Raw genomic sequence first — 15,881 nt, forward strand, 5'->3', positions numbered from 1 at the left:
ATCCATGACAATTATTTGATTGTCATGATCTGGCATTCGATGCTGCCGGACAACCCCACTTGCAGGATCAGCTCATGCACATCAGCATTCTCACCTTCGACGGCTTCAACGAACTCGACTCCCTGATTGCGTACGGCATACTCAATCGCATCAAGCAGCCGGGCTGGCGCGTGAGCATCGCCAGCCCAACCACTCAGGTACTGTCCATGAACGGCCTGCTAGTGAAAAGTCAGACTAACCTGGCAGAGGTCAACAACGCCGATGCGGTGATTATCGGCAGCGGCATTAACACCCGCGACATAGCAGCCGATACCGCGCTGATGGCTCAGCTCAAGCTGGACCCGACCCGACAACTGCTGGCTGCACAATGCTCAGGCGCCCTGCTGCTGGCCAAGTTGGGGCTGCTGCACGGCTTACCCGTCTGCACTGACCTCACTACCAGACCCTGGGTGCAGGAAGCCGGCATCGAGGTACTCAACCAAGCGTTCTTCGCGCGAGGCAATATCGCATCAGCCGGTGGTTGCATGGCCTCCAGCTACCTCGCCGCCTGGGTGATTGCGCGGCTGCAGGGTGACGAAGCGGCCGCTGCGGCGCTGCACTATGTGGCGCCAGTGGGGGAAAAAGAGGAATTCGTAGGCCATGCCATGACGCTGATCGGACAACGCGTTGACGAGGAGCAGCCGGCAACGTGAATGGCGCGCTTCATATCCCTTTCATCGGTTACCACGCGGCCCGACCGACTCAGCGTTGCAGTAGCCGATAACCCACGCCAGCTTCGGTCAGTATGAAGCGCGGTGAGGTGGGGTCATCGCCCAGCTTTTGCCGCAGATGCCCTACCACCACGCGCAGATAGTGGGTGTCCTCAACATGGCTGGGGCCCCAGATGTCCTTCAGGAGTTGCTGCTGGGTAATCACCCGGTCGGGGTACCGCGCCAGCATGCTGAGCACCATGTACTCCTTGCGCGTGAGGCTGATCTCTTCACCGTCGACTGTGACCTTGCGGTACGCAAAGTCGATACTGAGCGGACCGGTCACCACGGTCGCAGCAGCGCTTTCGGCGCCGCCGCCCGTGCGCAGCAATACACGCACGCGGGCGAGAAATTCCTGAATACCAAAGGGTTTGGTGACGTAATCGTTGGCCCCGGCATCCAGCGCTTTCACTTTTTCGTCTTCGCTGGATCTGACCGAAAGCACCAGCACCGGCATGGCCGACCACTCCCGCAGCTCTTGCAGCACCTGCTGACCATCCATATCCGGCAGGCCAAGATCCAGCACCAGCAAGTCGGGCCGGCCCAGCGCCGCCTGCGCCAGACCATCTCGGCCGGTAGCGGCCTCCAGCACCTTGTAGCCTTTGGCTATGAGACTGATACGCAGAAACTTGCGAATCTGCGCTTCATCATCAACGATCAGTACGGTTGCGTTGTTGGTGGACATGCCGGCTCTTCTTGCATGGCGGGTTGTGCGTGCAATGGTAGATGCAGGATCAGGCTGGCACCACTACCGTCAAGCCCTGCGCCTACCGATACCCGGCCCGCATGCGCGCCCAACATGCCCTGACAGATAGCCAGACCCAACCCGGTACCCTGCCCACCCCGGTCGCCGCGGGCGGCGGTATAGAACATATCGAATACCTTTTCGCGCTCGTGCTCGGGAATGCCTGGGCCCTGATCCGCCACAACGAAGCGTAGCTCGGCGCTATCGGTTTCCACCGCCACCCGCAGGCGGCCTCCCTCGGGCGAAAACCGCGCGGCATTTTCCAGCACATTGATCAGCGCCTGTTCGATCAGCGCGGCGTGCACGTACAACAAAGGCAACTCCTCTGGCACCGATATTTCCAATTGCAAACCGGCCAGAACCGGACGCAGGCGCTGCAAGGCACTGCCGACCACATCCGCTGCGGCAACCCAGTCACGCTCCAGGGCCAGAGCGCCGTGCCCCAGGCGCGTCATGTCCAGCAGGTTCTGGATGTAGCGATCAAGGCGCTCGGCTTCATTGCGCGTCCCTTCAAGCAACTCGCGCCGGTCGGCCATGGGAATCTGCTCACCCAGCTCCAGCAGGCTGTCGATCGAGCCGCGCATGGCGGTCAGCGGTGTGCGCAGGTCATGCGATACTGATGCCAGCAGCGCACTGCGCAATTCTTCGGTCTGGCCGTGCAGCCGCGCCGCTTCCAGCTCTTCTGCCAACCGCGCGCGTTGCAGTGCCTGCGCCAAGGGCTGCCCCAACGCCGCCAGCAACCGTTGCTGCGATGGCAGCAGCGCCTCGCCCTGACGGGTTGCCGCGCCCAGCATCGCCAGCGGGCCTTCGTCTCCGGCCAGCGGTAGCCACCACCATGCGCCGGACGGCAGTGTGTCGGTGCCTCGCCCCGCCGGCTGCCCGTGCTGCCAGGCCCAGTCGGCGGCGGCCCGCTCGGCATCGGTCAGCACCGGCTTGTCTCCAGCCTGTACCGTCCATACACCCTCCTTGCCGCGCGTCATGATGCTGATATTCAGATCGTGCCAATGTGCAAAGTGCTGTATCGCAGCGGCCAAAACAGCCTGCCTATCGGTCGCTGCGGTGAGCTTGCGCGATAGTTCAAGCACGGCCACCGTCTCGGCTTGGGCGTCTCTGGCCGATTGCAACTGCCGCCGCTGCCGGCTGGCAAGATTGCCGGTGAGCCCTGACATAAGCAGAAAGAACAGCAAGGTCAGCACATCCTGCTCGCGATCGATGGTCAGTGTCAGCGTGGGCGGGATGAACAGGAAGTTGTAGGCCAGAAAAGACACACCCGCGCTCACCAGCGCCGGCCCCAGGCTGCTGCGCACCGCCACCACCAGCACTGCCACCAGAAACACCAGCGAGATGTTGGGCAATTCCATAAAGCGCGCCAGCACGGTGGCCGCAGCAATGGCCAACCCCACCGCCAGCAGGGCAAACATGTAGTGCCGGCCCACTGGCGGCGGCACACTGCGCCGCAGCGGCGGGTGGCTGGTTTCGGTATCCAGTACACTGACCTCCAGGCCTTTGCCTGCGGCCAGTAATCGCCCGGCCAGGCCGCGATGAAATCCGCGTTGCCACCAGGCCCGTTGGCTGCGACCAATCAACAGCAGGCTGGCGCGCCGTGCTCGGGCATGCTCGATCAGGGTCGCAGCGATATTTTCACCGCGCAGGCTCACCACTTCGCCGCCCAGACGCTCGGCAATTTGCTGCGCTTTCTGCAGCAGACTCAGACGTTGCTCGTCGCGGCGCTCGCCTCGGTCCACGTGCAGAACCGACCAAGGCAGATTGCGCCGCTCGGCAACACGACAGGCATGACGCACCAGCCGCTCGGCCTTGGCATCGCCATCAATGGCCACCAGCAAGCGGCCCAGCACGTTGGGCGCCTGCTGTCCAAGGGAGCGATAGCGCCGATTAAGATCGGCGTCCACCTGCGCTGCGGCGGTCTGCATCGCCAGCTCGCGCAGAGCAGTGAGGTTGGTCTGACTGAAGAACGCATCAATCGCCGCCCGTGCCTGCTCGGGTATATACACCTTGCCGTCGCGCAACCGCTCCAGCAGCTCGCGCGGCGGCAGGTCGATCAGCAGTATTTCGTCAGCTTCCTGTACGACCCAGTCGGGCAGCGTCTCGCGCACATGCACGCCGGTAATATCGCGAATCTGATCGTTCAGCGCTTCTAAGTGCTGCACATTGACCGTGGTATAGACATCGATCCCCGCGCCAAGCAGTTCCTGCACATCCTGCCAGCGTTTGCTGTGCCGGCTACCCGGAGCATTGGTGTGCGCCAATTCATCCACCAGCAACAAGCGCGGCGGATTATCCAGGATCGCCTGCAGATCCATCTCCTGCAGAGTCACGCCGCGATAGTCCACGGGCTTGAGCGGTTGCACCGGCAACCCGTCAAGCAGAGCGCCGGTTTCCGCGCGGCCGTGGGACTCCACTACCCCCACCAGCACACGCGTGCCTTGACGCAACTGCGTGTGCGCCGCCTGCAGCATGGCGTAGGTCTTGCCAACGCCCGGCGCGGCGCCGAGAAACACCTTTAGTTTTCCGCGACCCTGCCTGGGTAGCTCGCTCAACAGGGCATCGGCGCGCGCAGCGTTGCTCATGCGGTATTACTCGCTAGGGTTAACAGAGAGATTGTCAGCCAGGGCCTGATTCAGCGCCAGAACATTTACGGTCGGCGGTCCGATCAAGGGTGTGCGGGTCAGCCGCAGGATCATCTGCTCAACCTGAGCCGGGGGGATGCCCCGCGCGGCGGCAATACGCTGAACCTGATAACGCGCTGCAGCGGGCGGCAGGTCAGGATCAAGGCCGCTGGCCGAGGACGTCACCAGTGCCATGGGCACCGGCGCAGTCGCTCCCTCCTGCCAAACCGAGGCCGCCGCGCTGATACGCTCGCGAAACGCGGGGTTGCTTGGTGCCAGATTGCTGCCCCCACTCGCGCTCGCCGCATAGTCCACCGCCGAAGGTCGTGATTGAAACCACTGCTCGCCAGCAAAGGCTTGTGCCAGCAGATGACTACCGCGCACCTGCCCAGTCGAATCAGTCACCAGACTGCCATTGGCCTGCTCGGCAAAGGCCAGTTGCGCGATGGCTGTTACCGTAAGCGGATAGACCACACCTGTCAGCAGGGTGGCAAGGGCCAGGAAAGTCACAGCCGGACGAATCTGTTTGAACATGTTGTTGCTCCCAAATTTTTTCTCGAGACAGACCCGGCCTGCCAGATCTGTCTATTGCGGCCACACTCACACCAGACCGGCAGCTACCAGCAGAAGATCAATCAGCTTGATTCCCACAAAGGGCGCTACCAGCCCGCCCAGCCCGAAGATCAGCAGGTTGCGACGCAGCAGGCTGGCGGCATCGGCGGCCTGCACCCTCACTCCACGCAGAGCCAGCGGCACCAGCGCCACTATGATCAGCGCATTGAACACAATGGCCGACAATATGGCGCTTTGCGGGCTGTGCAACCGCATCAGGTTCAGCGCGCCAAGCGAGGGGTATATGCCGGCAAAGAGCGCCGGCAGAATGGCAAAGTACTTGGCCACATCGTTGGCCACCGAAAAGGTGGTGAGCGCGCCACGGGTCACCAGTAGCGCCTTGCCTACCAGCACCACGTCCAGCAGCTTGGTAGGATCGGAATCCAGATCCACCAGGTTCGCCGCCTCCCGTGCCGCCTGGGTGCCATCGTTCATGGCCAGGCCCACATCGGCTTGGGCCAGGGCAGGAGCGTCATTGGCACCGTCGCCGCACATCGCCACCAGCTTGCCTTCGGCTTGCTCGCTGCGGATACGCTGCAGCTTCTTCTCTGGCGTGGCCTCGGCAATCAGGTCGTCCACACCGGCTTCGGCGGCGATGGCAGCAGCAGTCAGCGGGTTGTCGCCGGTGACCATTACGGTACGGATGCCCATGGTGCGCAGCTCGGCGAAGCGCTCGGCGATGCCCGGCTTGACCACATCCTTGAGATGCACTGCGCCCAGCAGCCGCGATTGCTCTGCCACGAGCAGCGGCGTACCCCCACTCTGCGCTATCTTGTCGACTGCCTGCGCTATATCTGCAGGTAACTGCTCACGGCTGAGATCCAGATAGCCCAGTACCGCATCCACCGCACCCTTGCGATAGCTGATGCCAGCGTGGTCCGCACCCGAGAGCCGGGTTTCGGCACTGAAGGCGATGGCCTGCAACCCCGCGCGCTCGACCTGCTCGACCGGACCCTGGGCGCGAATGTAGTCAACAATGGATTTGCCCTCGGCGGTATCGTCCGCCAGCGAGGCGAGCAGCGTTGCCTGGTGCAGCTTCTGCAAGCTGATGCCCGGCGCAGCCACCAGGGCCGCACAGCGGCGGTTGCCATAGGTAATGGTGCCGGTCTTGTCCAGCAGCAGTACGTGCACATCACCGGCCGCCTCCACCGCCCGGCCAGATTTGGCAATCACATTCAACCGCACCAGGCGGTCCATACCGGCAATGCCGATGGCCGACAGGAGCCCGCCAATGGTGGTAGGAATCAGCGTCACCAGCAATGCGACCAGATAGATCAGCGGCACATCGCCGCCTGCGTACCGGGCAAAGGGCTGGAGCGTTGCCACCACCAACAGAAACACCAGGGTGAGGCCAATCAGCAGAATATCCAGCGCCACCTCATTGGGGGTTTTCTGTCGCTTGGCGCCCTCCACCAGCGCGATCATGCGATCCAGCGTCGATTCGCCGGGGTTGGCAGTGATTTCCACCAGCAGCCAATCCGATACCACCCGGGTGTTACCGGTGACTGCCGAGCGATCGCCGCCTGACTCCCGGATCACCGGCGCCGATTCGCCAGTGATCGCCGCCTCGTTCACCGCAGCGATACCTTCGATGATTTCACCATCGCCGGGTATCAGCTCGCCCGCCTCCACCCGCACGATATCGCCACGGCGCAAGCTGCTGGCCGCCACCCTCTCATAGCTATCACCCCGCTGACGTCGCGCCTGTAGCCCCTGGCTGCCGGTTTTCAGGCTGTCGGCCCGCGCCTTGCCCCGCCCCTCCGCCAAGGCCTCGGCAAAGTTGGCGAACAACAGCGTGAACCACAGCCAGAGCGCAATCTGCACGGCCAGCCCAACCGATACTCGCGGATCGGGGATGAAGCACAGTACCGTGGTGACCACGGCAGTGAGTTCCACCACCAGCATGATCGGCGAGCGCACCAGTTGGCGCGGGTCGAGCTTGCGGAAGGCCTGCAGCACGGCGGGCTTGAGCTGAGCGGCGAGCGTGCTTTCAGTACCAGGTTGCTGCTTGGCCTTGGCAGAGGCCGGTGTTGTCGCATTCATGATCTTTTCCTCAGAAGCCCTGAATCAGGTTGAAGTGCTCGGCAATGGGCCCCAGCGCCAGGGCCGGCAAGAAGGTCAGCCCGCCTACCAACAAGATGGTCAGAGTCAACAGGATGACAAAAAGTGGGCCATGGGTCGGAAAGCTGTTGCTGCCTACAGGTACACGCTGCTTGGCCGCCAGGCTGCCGGCAATGGCCAGCACCGGCAGGATGTAGCCAAAGCGGCCAAGCAGCATGGCCAGCCCGATAAGCAGATTGTGGAAGGGCGTGTCGGCGCCAAACCCCGCGAAGGCAGATCCGTTATTGGCGGTACCCGAGGTGTAGGCGTAGAGAATCTGGCTGAAGCCATGCGCGCCGGGGTTGCCGGCAGCGTTGGCGGGGCCCGGAAGACTGCTGGCCAGGGCTGCAAATACCAGCACGCCCACTGGCATGACCAGCAGCGTAAACACCAGCAAGCGAACTTCGCGGGCTTCCAGCTTCTTGCCCAGGTATTCCGGTGTACGCCCAATCATCAGCCCGGCCAAAAACACGGCAATCAGCACAAACAACAGCATGCCATAAAGGCCCGCGCCTACCCCGCCAAACACCACCTCGCCCAGCATCATGTTGGCCATGGGCACCAGGCCACCCAGGGCACTGAAGCTGTCATGCATCGCATTGACCGAGCCATTGGAGGCGGCCGTAGTGGCGACCGCCCAGAGCGTAGAGGCAGTGGTACCGAAGCGGCTTTCCTTGCCCTCCAGCGAACCGATCTGCTCTATCGGCAGCTGCACCAGTGCGGGGTTGGGTTGATATTCGGCATAGAGCGCAACGCCCAGACCTGCGCAGAACAGGAGCAACACGCACGCCAGCAATGCGCGGCTTTGCCGCAAATCCTTGACGTAATGGCCAAAAGTAAACAGCAATGCGGCCGGAATCAGCAGGATTGAAGCCAGCTCGAACAGGTTGCTCCAGGCAGTGGGGTTCTCAAACGGATGAGCCGAGTTCACGCCGAAAAAGCCACCCCCATTGGTGCCCAGCTGCTTGATGGCGATCTGGCTCGCCGCAGGCCCGAGAGGAATGTTCTGGTCAGCTCCCATCAGCGTCTTGGCTTGTACATAGGCATCGAAGGATTGCGGTACGCCTTGCCATACCAGCAGCAGCGCCAGTACCAGACACAGCGGAATAAAGCCGTAAAGAATGATGCGAGTGAGGTCTACCCACAGGTTGCCCACCGAGTGGCTGGAGCGTCGCGCAATGCCGCGACAGAACACCAACAGCACCGCCAGACCCACCGCCGGACTGACAAAGTTCTGCACCCCCAAGCCAACCATCTGACTGAAGTAGCTCAGCGACACCTCACCGCTGTAAGCCTGCCAGTTGGTGTTGGTAACAAAACTGACCGCCGTATTGAAGGCCAGCGTCCACTCCAGGCCGGGAAGCTTCTGCGGGTTGAGTGGCAAATGGCCCTGCAGCAACAGAATGCCGAATAGGCTCACCAGACTGATCAGGGTCAGGGTCAGCACGGCGAGAGCGTAACTTTTCCAGTCCTGCTCGATCGCCGGGTCGATACCGCAGCTGCGATAGCACAGCCGTTCGACCGGCCGCAGCAAACCGCTTAGCCAGGTTTTCTCGCCTTCGATAGCGCGGTAAAGATAGCGCCCCAGAAAGGGTGCCGGTAACAGAACAAGTGCAAAGAAGGACAGCAGCAGTAGCACATCATGGATTTGCATAGCGCCTCCTAAGCCTCATCCGCGCGCAGGAGCGCCACCAGCAGATAGCCAAACAACCCCAAGGTCAGGGCAAGCGATACAGCATCAACAAAGGACATGGGCTTCTCTCCGAAACAACTACTCAGGTAGAGCTGAATTATCGGAAAGTTGCGCGTAAAGGCTCGATTGGCAGAACGCCTCTGCAGCGTAAAAAAAGCGTAAAGAACCACCAGCGACTCAGCGGCTGATGGCTGGTATCTAGCTCAGAAGGAGGGGTTTTAGTGCGGCCGGTGCCGCAAAGCGGAACGCAAGCAAAGCGAATGCGATAAAACAGGCCAGCGAGCGGGTCAGCCCGGTGGCCCTGCAACGATAGTGACGCCTTAGGGCTTGGCTAACAGCGTGGACGCCTTGGTCAGCAACTCGCTCATGCTGAAAGGCTTGAGCATGATATCCATTCCCGGCTCGCGGAAGTTTTCCCGATTCTTGGCACTTTCGGCGTAGCCGGTCATGAACAGCACTGGCAATTCGGGCCGCTCGCTGCGCGCCGCTTTAGCCAATTCGTTACCATTCATGCGGGGCAGGCCGATATCGGTCAGCAGCAGATCGATAGAGGGGTCGGCGCTGAGAATCTCCAAGGCGCTTTCCGCGCTTTCGGCCGAGGTGCAGCGGTACCCGGCATCGAGGAGCGTTTCTCGAAGCGCCGCGCTCACAGCAAGAATATCGTCCACGATGAGGATGTGCCCGCCGCCAGGGGTCGACGCGCTGCGGACCTCGGGCTCCAAGGCTTGCGGCATTTTTTCACTGACCGGCAGCAACAGCGTCACTTCGGTGAATTGTCCGACCTCACTGCGCATACGCGCCACGCCGCCCGACTGCCCGGCAAAACCATACAGCATGGAGAGGCCCAGGCCCGTGCCCTTGCCGCTAGGCTTGGTGGTGAAGAAAGGATCAAACACCTTGTCCAATAACTCGGGCGCTATGCCGGTGCCATTGTCGCGCACGCGGGCCGCCACATAACGACCATCGGGCAGTTCTGAATCATTCGCCACATCCAGCACCTGGGTGCTGATGCAAATTTCGCCGCCATTTGGCATAGCGTCGCGGGCATTGATCACCAGATTGATAATCGCGCTTTCCAACTGGCTGGCATCGGCATGGGCAATGACCGGTTCGGAGGAGAGATTCAGTACCAGCGAAATATTCTCGCCGATGGCCCGGCGGATGAAGTCATCCAGCGAAGCAACCAGCGCGTTCATATCGACCGACTTGGCTTCCAGCGGTTGCTGCCGGGCAAATGCCAGCAGACGATGAGTCAGGGCTGCGCCACTCTTGGCAGACTGCAGGGCGCCCTCTGCATAGCGCTGAACCTGATCGTACTTGCCGGCATTCACCCGCTCTATGACCAACTCCAGACTCATCATCACGCTGGTCAGCAGGTTATTGAAATCGTGCGCGATGCCACCGGTTAGCTTGCCCAGGGAGTCCATCTTGCTGGCGTGCAGCAACTGGGCTTCGGTGCGTTCCCGTTCTTTGACTTCGGCGCGCAACTGATGGCTGACGGTCGCCAGCAACTCTTCCTGCGTACGCTCCTTGTGCAGGCGCTCGGTCACATCCTCAATAAAGATGAACGACAGGTCAGGGGCCCGGTAGGGTGCTACCTGCCACTGAGTGACCCGGTCAGACTCCTCACCCAGCATTTTCAACGGTCCGCTCCAGCGCCCCCGAGCGCTGATAGTGGCACGCACTATGTCCAGTGTTTCTGCCTGTCCCTCGACCATGCAGTCGTCCAGCTCATCGCCGGTGCAGTCCAAAGCCAGCCGGTTGAACGCCTGATTGCGGTTGTGGATGGTGAGCGAAGAGTCGACCACGGCGATCGGCGCGGAAATATTCTCGAATATTTCGCGGAAGTGCTCCTCTCGCTCTCTCAGGGCGTGCTCGGTATCGCGCACCCGCAGCAGGGTGCCAAGCGTGGCCAGCAGAACATCCGGGTCGATGGGGTGAATAAGGTAGGCATCGGCTCCCGCGTCCAGCCCCGAGATAATATCGCGGGTGTCGATGGAAGCGGCCGAGACGTGAATTACCGGCAACAGCGCGGTGCGCGGGTCGGCCCGCAGACGGCGAGCGATATCGAAGCCGCTCATGTCCGGCAGGTTGATGTCCAGGATCAAGGCATCCAGAGGATGCGCATCAATCAGCGCCAATCCGGCTTCGCCATTACCTGCTTCCATCACGCGATAGCCGTGACTTTCCAGCCGACGGCGGATGGAATACCGCGTAGCTGCGTTATCGTCAACGATCAGCAGGCACCGCTCACTCATCATCTTCCTTGCCTCCCTCAGAGACCGGTATCACCAGGTAAAAAGTTGAACCTACCGAGGGGTGGCTTTCGACCCCTACGCGGCCACCGAGCAGCTCTGCGTAACGTTTGCACAACGACAAACCAAGACCGGTACCGCGCAGCCGCTTTTGCAGAGGCGAGTCGATCTGAACAAAGTCTTCGAACAGCCGATCATGCATATCTTCAGGGATACCGATCCCCGTATCGCTGACGGAAAAACGCACCTCATTATCGCCTTCCAGCGCGGCGGATACGCGCACTTCGCCGCGCAGGGTGAACTTGAGCGCATTGGAAATGAAGTTGCGCAAAATCTGCGCGAGCTTAGTGTCGTCGGTGTAAAGGCGCGTCACGCCGACCGGCTGCTCAAACACGAGGTCTACCGCGTCGCTGTCAACAATAGGACGGAACATGCCGCGCAGGGCAGCAAAGAGATCGAACATATCGAACCAGCCGGGCGAAATACTGATACGGCCAGCTTCAATCTTGGCCAGATCAAGCAGGTCGTTAACCATTTCCGTCAACTCCTGCGCCGAGGTTCGCACAAACAGCACTTGCTTCTGCTGCTCCTCGTTGAGCGGGCCATCCAACTGATCTTTTAGCAGGCTGGTGATACTCAATATCGAGCCCAAAGGGGTGCGGAACTCATGGCTCATGTAAGACAGAAAGCGGCTCTTCAGCTCCGACGCCTGCTTCAGCGCCTCGGCCTGCGAATCGAGCTCTGCGTACAGCGCGAGCACCCCCTGATTGGTCTCGTCCAGCTCCTGCCGCAGTGCTTCGTTTTCAGACTGCAACCGGAAAATTTCTGTTGATTCAACCATTGGGCAACTCCAGGTCTATGGCCATGATGGTGACATCGTCTCGGCCGCGGCAAAAGTCCCGGTGCAGCACCGCAGTTATAGTGGCGGGGTGCTGGAAGGCCAACCCCGGATAAGCATTAAGATCCCAGCGCGACTGCAAGCCATCACTGTACAGCACCAACATACTCCTGCCTGCGTCGGGATAGGTAAAGGTGTGCACCTTGCGGTACTGCCCGCCAACGATACCCGGATGCGAGGCCAACCCGCGTGCGCCCTCGCTGGCAACCAGCCGCGCGCCAATATTGCCAATACCGGCGAACTGAAGCACGCCACTTTCAGCATCGAACTGCGCAATAGCGGCCGCCCCGCCACGCGTGCCATTCATGGCGCGATGCATCGAGGCAAAAAGTCTGTCGGGATGCTCAAAGGGATGCGCGGCAAAAGCGTCACGGCCAGCCCACGCAGCAAGTTGCGCGTCTTCGCCATGCCCCAAGCCATCGATCACCAGGGCACTGAGCCTGGAACCGCTGATACAGAGGTGCCACGCATCACCGCAGGCCAAATGGTTTTGCATCGCATGCAACTGTACTCCCACACGCAGATCCTTGACGCCTGTCGGAAGCAATCTCGCCACTACCACTGCGCCGCGTTCATCGGCAAAGATATCCAGCATCTGCGACTGTCTGGAAACAGAACCGAGGCCCTCTCCTTTAGTGCCGCCGGTAGAGAAGCCATCTCGCAGGCAGCGGTGCGCGTCAAAGCCCGGCCCGCGGTCAATGGCTATCAGCTCAACACAATTGCCTCCCTGCACTGACAACAAACGCACCTGTAGTTCACCGCTACCGGCATGTTTGAGGATATTACTCGTCAGCTCGGTGGCAACCAGGGCCGCACGCCCGGCATCTGCCGGCTTAAAGCCTGCCAGCTCGGCCAGCTGCTTGGCGCGCCGCCTGGCCTGTCCCACCTGGCTCTCGTCCTCAATCGCTATAATTTCGCTGAGGCTTGCTCCTAGGGTCAGCTCCATTGAGTGATCGTTATCCGAGTGCCTTCACCCGGTGTGGTTTCGATATCAAACTCGTTGACCAAGCGTTTTGACCCCGTCAGGCCCAAGCCAAGACCGCCGCCAGAAGTCCAACCGTCGGTCATGGCCAGATCCATATCGGGAATACCCGGTCCTTCATCACTGAAGACCACGCGCAAGCCCTGGCGCATGCCTTCTTCGACCAGCTCCCACTGCATTTCGCCACCGCCACCGTGGATAAGCGTGTTGCGCGCAAGCTCGCTGACCGCCGTCACGACCTTGGTTTGCGCCACCAAGCGCAGCCCGCAATCCTGGGCCAGCTTGCGGCACAGTTGGCGTGCCATGACGATGTCCTGTTCTGTGCGGATGGGCCGCGTCCCTTCGTCTTTTATGTTCATTGCTGCTGCACTTTTGTGCGCAGCAATTTCATTCCGCGATCCACATCCATGGCGGTAGCCACACCCGGAAGGTTCAACCCCAGCTCGACCAACGTGATCGCCACCGCCGGCTGCATGCCTACCAAGACTGTCTTGGCGTCCATGATCTTGGACAGCCCGGAAATATTGGCGATCATACGTCCGATGAACGAATCGACAATTTCCAGAGCAGAAATATCAATAAGCACGCCCCGCGCAGCGGTTTCACTGATGCGGTCGGCCAGGTCTTCCTGCAGAGTAAGGGCCAGTTGGTCATGCATCTCGACTTGAACGGTCACCAGCAGATACTCACCCATTCTCAGTATGGGAATGCGCTCCATAATCAGCTCGCCTTGGTGACAGTCAGATTTGAGCGTTTCAGCGCCAGAGCAAATGCATCCGCCAGATTGGCCTTGGTCACTATGCCTTCAAGATCCAGCCCCAGATGGACGATGGTCTGGGCGATTTGTGGACGCACGCCACTAATGATGCAGTCGGCACCCATCAAGCGAATGGCGGTGACCGTTTTCAGCAGGTGCTGGGCAACCAGGGTATCTACGGTGGGCACACCGGTGATATCGATGATGGCGATTTCAGATCCGGTATCCACTATGCGTTGCAGCAGAGATTCCATCACAACTTGTGTGCGCTGGGAGTCCAGCGTGCCGATCATCGGCAGAGCCAATACGCCGTCCCAGAGCTTCACTACGGGGGTAGATAACTCCAGCAGCTCTTCCTGTTGCCGCTTGATTACCGACTCACGCGCTTTCTGAAAGGTGCGCACGGTATGCATGCCCATTTCATCCAGCAGCTCGGAAATACTGGTAATTTGCGTGGTCAATACAGCCGCATCCACCTTGGCCTCGCGCTGCAGCAAATCAAACACAGGCCGCTTGAGCGAAAAAATGAAATTCGCCGTTTGCTGGGCATCCAGCCCCTGCAGAGCGCGGCTGTGCGAAATCTTTTCCAGAAACTGGCGTATTTCATTCCAGGCGCCTGATTCCCAGCTATCGGTACCGGCGTCAGAAACGCCAGCAATAAACAGCTTCAAAAACTCGGCCGCCTGTTTGTGCAGCTCGTCAGGCCGCACTCCCTTGGAGGAGCCGTTCTCCTCGAGGCTTGCGATCCACGCGCCCTGCACGTCCGCTTGCTTTGCTTGCAGCGCGTCGATCGCGCTTTGGTCCAATTCTGACATTCGTCCGTTTCTCGTCGATGATATTTTTTGTTACAGCTTACCAGCACGCTTTTTAGCACATTCGGCTTAATAAAGGCGACGTCAATACGTCATCTTCAGCGCACTGGCGCATCGCTACGGCGGGGATCGATAAAACAGCCAAAAGGCTTGATTACCCGGCCGGTGGGGCGGGATGAAATGGCTAAGCAGCGGCCGGCAGTCACCCGTTCCTGCCAGCACCTGACACCTATGTGCTATCGATCCTCTGAACGAGGCAAAGGTTCAACCAGCCTTGCAGGTCTTAGGCGTTTCTGCCGCCAGCCGCTCCAGAAACATCGCCAGGGCAACCTCTTCAGCCTTCAGTCCCTTGCGCACCCGCGGCTTCGGCATTTTGGACAATTCGCCCAGACTGAAATGCTCCAGCACCGCCGGATGTATATAGCACTTGCGGCAGACAGCGGGGGTGTTGCCAAGCTGCTTGGCCACCTCTTTTACCATGGCTACCACGTGCCGCTTGGCCTCCGACTCGGGCTGCCATTCCAGCTCGCGCAGCACCGCCAGTGCCATGGCCGTGCCGGCCCAGGTGCGGTAATCCTTGGCGGTAAAATCCGCCCCGGTCAGGTCGTGCAGATAGGCATTGACGTCGGATGAACTGACGTTGTGCCGTTCGCCCTCCTCGTCCACATACTGGAACAGATTCTGCCCCGGTAGCTCCTGACAGCGCTTGACCACTTTGGCCATGCGCTTGTCCCTCACGCTGACCTCATGCTCCACCCCGCTCTTGCCGCGAAAGTGAAACTGTATCTCACTGCCCTGGACCTCTACATGACGCGTGCGCAGCGTGGTCAGCCCATAGGATTTGTTCTCACGCGCGTACTGGGTGTTGCCCACGCGAATCAGGGTTGCATCCAGCAACATCACCACGGTGGCCAGCACCTTCTCGCGGCTAAACCCGGGCTCCGCCAGCTGCGCCTCCAGGTGTTTGCGTAGTTTGGGCAACGCTTTGCCAAATTCCTCCAGGCGTGAGTACTTGTCGATATCGCGCACCTCGCGCCAGCGCGCGTGATAACGGTACTGCTTGCGGCCCTTTGCATCGCGCCCGGTAGCCTGCAAATGTCCACACGGATCGGCACAGATCCACACATCGGTATAGGCCGGCGGCACCGCCAGCGCATTGAGTCGCTTGATCTCATCGGCATCGGTGATGCGCTCACCCTCAGGATCAAAATACTGAAACTTGCCTCGTACCTTCTTGCGGCGGATACCGGGTTGGGAGTCGTCGACGTAATGCAGGTCGCGAGGCAGATCGGCGTGAGTCGCGGAATCAGGCATGAATGATTTCCTGGCAGATAATCTGTTCGTTATCTTTGATTGACCGCAAAGCTCAGTGGAGGTGCCAGTCGTACTCAGGCGAACCCCGTTCATGGTTTTGAATTCAGGCTTTGCGACATTTATTCGCCCGCTAGCAATGCAATCAGTATCCGCTTTCTAAGGTATCGGCGTTTCAGATATGCTGCCAAAGCAACGGGCTTGGCTATATTGCGTCGCCGCAAGGCATCAGCTGGTGGCAACCAGTGGACTGCTGGCTTCGGTCAGCGATCACGGTTTAGCTAGCTTTCACGCCATCGGGGCAATCATCACATAATCAAGGACGCCACGCGGGCGCAGT

Annotated in this window: 14 protein-coding genes; 1 reads left to right on the plus strand and 13 read right to left on the minus strand. The window is 60.4% G+C overall.

The features are described 5' to 3' along the window. Window positions 1-74 precede the first annotated feature (74 nt). Entirely contained in the window at window positions 75-692 is a 618-nt protein-coding gene (locus V7747_RS04795) for a DJ-1/PfpI family protein (RefSeq protein WP_335614922.1), read from the plus strand. Between the two features lie 49 nt (window positions 693-741). On the opposite strand, the gene V7747_RS04800 is transcribed toward V7747_RS04795, so the two are convergent. The 13 genes from V7747_RS04800 to V7747_RS04860 form a co-directional block, all read right to left on the minus strand. Further along, a complete protein-coding gene (locus tag V7747_RS04800) occupies window positions 742-1,434 on the minus strand; it encodes a response regulator (RefSeq protein ID WP_335614923.1) in 693 nt (230 codons plus the stop codon). Further along, window positions 1,407-4,082 (minus strand): sensor histidine kinase KdpD, encoded by a 2,676-nt coding sequence (locus V7747_RS04805; protein ID WP_335614924.1) that lies wholly within the window; start codon window positions 4,080-4,082, stop codon window positions 1,407-1,409. The genes V7747_RS04800 and V7747_RS04805 overlap by 28 nt, the downstream gene beginning before the upstream one ends. Before the next feature lie 6 nt (window positions 4,083-4,088). After that, on the minus strand, window positions 4,089-4,655 hold the full coding sequence (gene kdpC, locus V7747_RS04810) for a potassium-transporting ATPase subunit KdpC (protein WP_335614925.1): 567 nt from the start codon (window positions 4,653-4,655) through the stop codon (window positions 4,089-4,091). Between the two features lie 66 nt (window positions 4,656-4,721). Then, window positions 4,722-6,776: a potassium-transporting ATPase subunit KdpB gene (gene kdpB / locus V7747_RS04815; protein WP_335614926.1), complete on the minus strand. Its 2,055-nt coding sequence runs from the start codon at window positions 6,774-6,776 to the stop codon at window positions 4,722-4,724. Between the two features lie 10 nt (window positions 6,777-6,786). Beyond that, window positions 6,787-8,487 (minus strand): potassium-transporting ATPase subunit KdpA, encoded by a 1,701-nt coding sequence (gene kdpA, locus V7747_RS04820; protein ID WP_335614927.1) that lies wholly within the window; start codon window positions 8,485-8,487, stop codon window positions 6,787-6,789. A gap of 8 nt (window positions 8,488-8,495) precedes the next feature. Next, window positions 8,496-8,585 carry a K(+)-transporting ATPase subunit F gene (gene kdpF / locus V7747_RS04825; protein WP_335614928.1) on the minus strand — a complete coding sequence of 30 codons (90 nt, stop codon included), beginning with the start codon at window positions 8,583-8,585 and terminating at the stop codon, window positions 8,496-8,498. A gap of 261 nt (window positions 8,586-8,846) precedes the next feature. Continuing rightward, the gene (locus V7747_RS04830; protein WP_335614929.1) at window positions 8,847-10,787 is read right to left on the minus strand and encodes a response regulator; all 1,941 of its coding nucleotides are present in this window, start codon (window positions 10,785-10,787) and stop codon (window positions 8,847-8,849) included. Continuing rightward, window positions 10,777-11,622 carry a sensor histidine kinase gene (locus tag V7747_RS04835; protein ID WP_335614930.1) on the minus strand — a complete coding sequence of 282 codons (846 nt, stop codon included), beginning with the start codon at window positions 11,620-11,622 and terminating at the stop codon, window positions 10,777-10,779. Before V7747_RS04835 ends, V7747_RS04830 begins: the two co-directional genes overlap by 11 nt. Then, a complete protein-coding gene (locus V7747_RS04840) occupies window positions 11,615-12,619 on the minus strand; it encodes an ATP-binding protein (RefSeq protein ID WP_335615214.1) in 1,005 nt (334 codons plus the stop codon). Before V7747_RS04840 ends, V7747_RS04835 begins: the two co-directional genes overlap by 8 nt. Beyond that, window positions 12,616-13,020, minus strand: coding sequence for an anti-sigma regulatory factor (locus V7747_RS04845; RefSeq protein ID WP_335614931.1), 405 nt, complete (start codon window positions 13,018-13,020; stop codon window positions 12,616-12,618). The genes V7747_RS04840 and V7747_RS04845 overlap by 4 nt, the downstream gene beginning before the upstream one ends. Then, the gene (locus V7747_RS04850) at window positions 13,017-13,379 is read right to left on the minus strand and encodes an STAS domain-containing protein (RefSeq protein WP_335614932.1); all 363 of its coding nucleotides are present in this window, start codon (window positions 13,377-13,379) and stop codon (window positions 13,017-13,019) included. The genes V7747_RS04845 and V7747_RS04850 overlap by 4 nt, the downstream gene beginning before the upstream one ends. A gap of 2 nt (window positions 13,380-13,381) precedes the next feature. Further along, entirely contained in the window at window positions 13,382-14,233 is an 852-nt protein-coding gene (locus V7747_RS04855) for an STAS domain-containing protein (RefSeq protein ID WP_335614933.1), read from the minus strand. 261 nt (window positions 14,234-14,494) lie between these two features. After that, window positions 14,495-15,544 (minus strand): DNA topoisomerase IB, encoded by a 1,050-nt coding sequence (locus tag V7747_RS04860; RefSeq protein ID WP_335614934.1) that lies wholly within the window; start codon window positions 15,542-15,544, stop codon window positions 14,495-14,497. Between the last annotated feature and the right edge of the window lie 337 nt (window positions 15,545-15,881).

The sequence above is a fragment of the Halopseudomonas sp. genome, assembly GCF_036960865.1.
GTDB lineage: Bacteria > Pseudomonadota > Gammaproteobacteria > Pseudomonadales > Pseudomonadaceae > Halopseudomonas.

Bases quoted from the DNA above. Each gene is read 5' to 3' on its own strand.
- V7747_RS04795 (WP_335614922.1), top strand. From the start codon at position 75: ATGCACATCAGCATTCTCACCTTCGACGGCTTCAACGAACTCGACTCC.
- V7747_RS04800 (WP_335614923.1), bottom strand. From the start codon at position 1,434: ATGTCCACCAACAACGCAACCGTACTGATCGTTGATGATGAAGCGCAG.
- V7747_RS04805 (WP_335614924.1), bottom strand. From the start codon at position 4,082: ATGAGCAACGCTGCGCGCGCCGATGCCCTGTTGAGCGAGCTACCCAGG.
- kdpC (WP_335614925.1), bottom strand. From the start codon at position 4,655: ATGTTCAAACAGATTCGTCCGGCTGTGACTTTCCTGGCCCTTGCCACC.
- kdpB (WP_335614926.1), bottom strand. From the start codon at position 6,776: ATGAATGCGACAACACCGGCCTCTGCCAAGGCCAAGCAGCAACCTGGT.
- kdpA (WP_335614927.1), bottom strand. From the start codon at position 8,487: ATGCAAATCCATGATGTGCTACTGCTGCTGTCCTTCTTTGCACTTGTT.
- kdpF (WP_335614928.1), bottom strand. From the start codon at position 8,585: ATGTCCTTTGTTGATGCTGTATCGCTTGCCCTGACCTTGGGGTTGTTT.
- V7747_RS04830 (WP_335614929.1), bottom strand. From the start codon at position 10,787: ATGATGAGTGAGCGGTGCCTGCTGATCGTTGACGATAACGCAGCTACG.
- V7747_RS04835 (WP_335614930.1), bottom strand. From the start codon at position 11,622: ATGGTTGAATCAACAGAAATTTTCCGGTTGCAGTCTGAAAACGAAGCA.
- V7747_RS04845 (WP_335614931.1), bottom strand. From the start codon at position 13,020: ATGAACATAAAAGACGAAGGGACGCGGCCCATCCGCACAGAACAGGAC.
- V7747_RS04850 (WP_335614932.1), bottom strand. From the start codon at position 13,379: ATGGAGCGCATTCCCATACTGAGAATGGGTGAGTATCTGCTGGTGACC.
- V7747_RS04855 (WP_335614933.1), bottom strand. From the start codon at position 14,233: ATGTCAGAATTGGACCAAAGCGCGATCGACGCGCTGCAAGCAAAGCAA.
- V7747_RS04860 (WP_335614934.1), bottom strand. From the start codon at position 15,544: ATGCCTGATTCCGCGACTCACGCCGATCTGCCTCGCGACCTGCATTAC.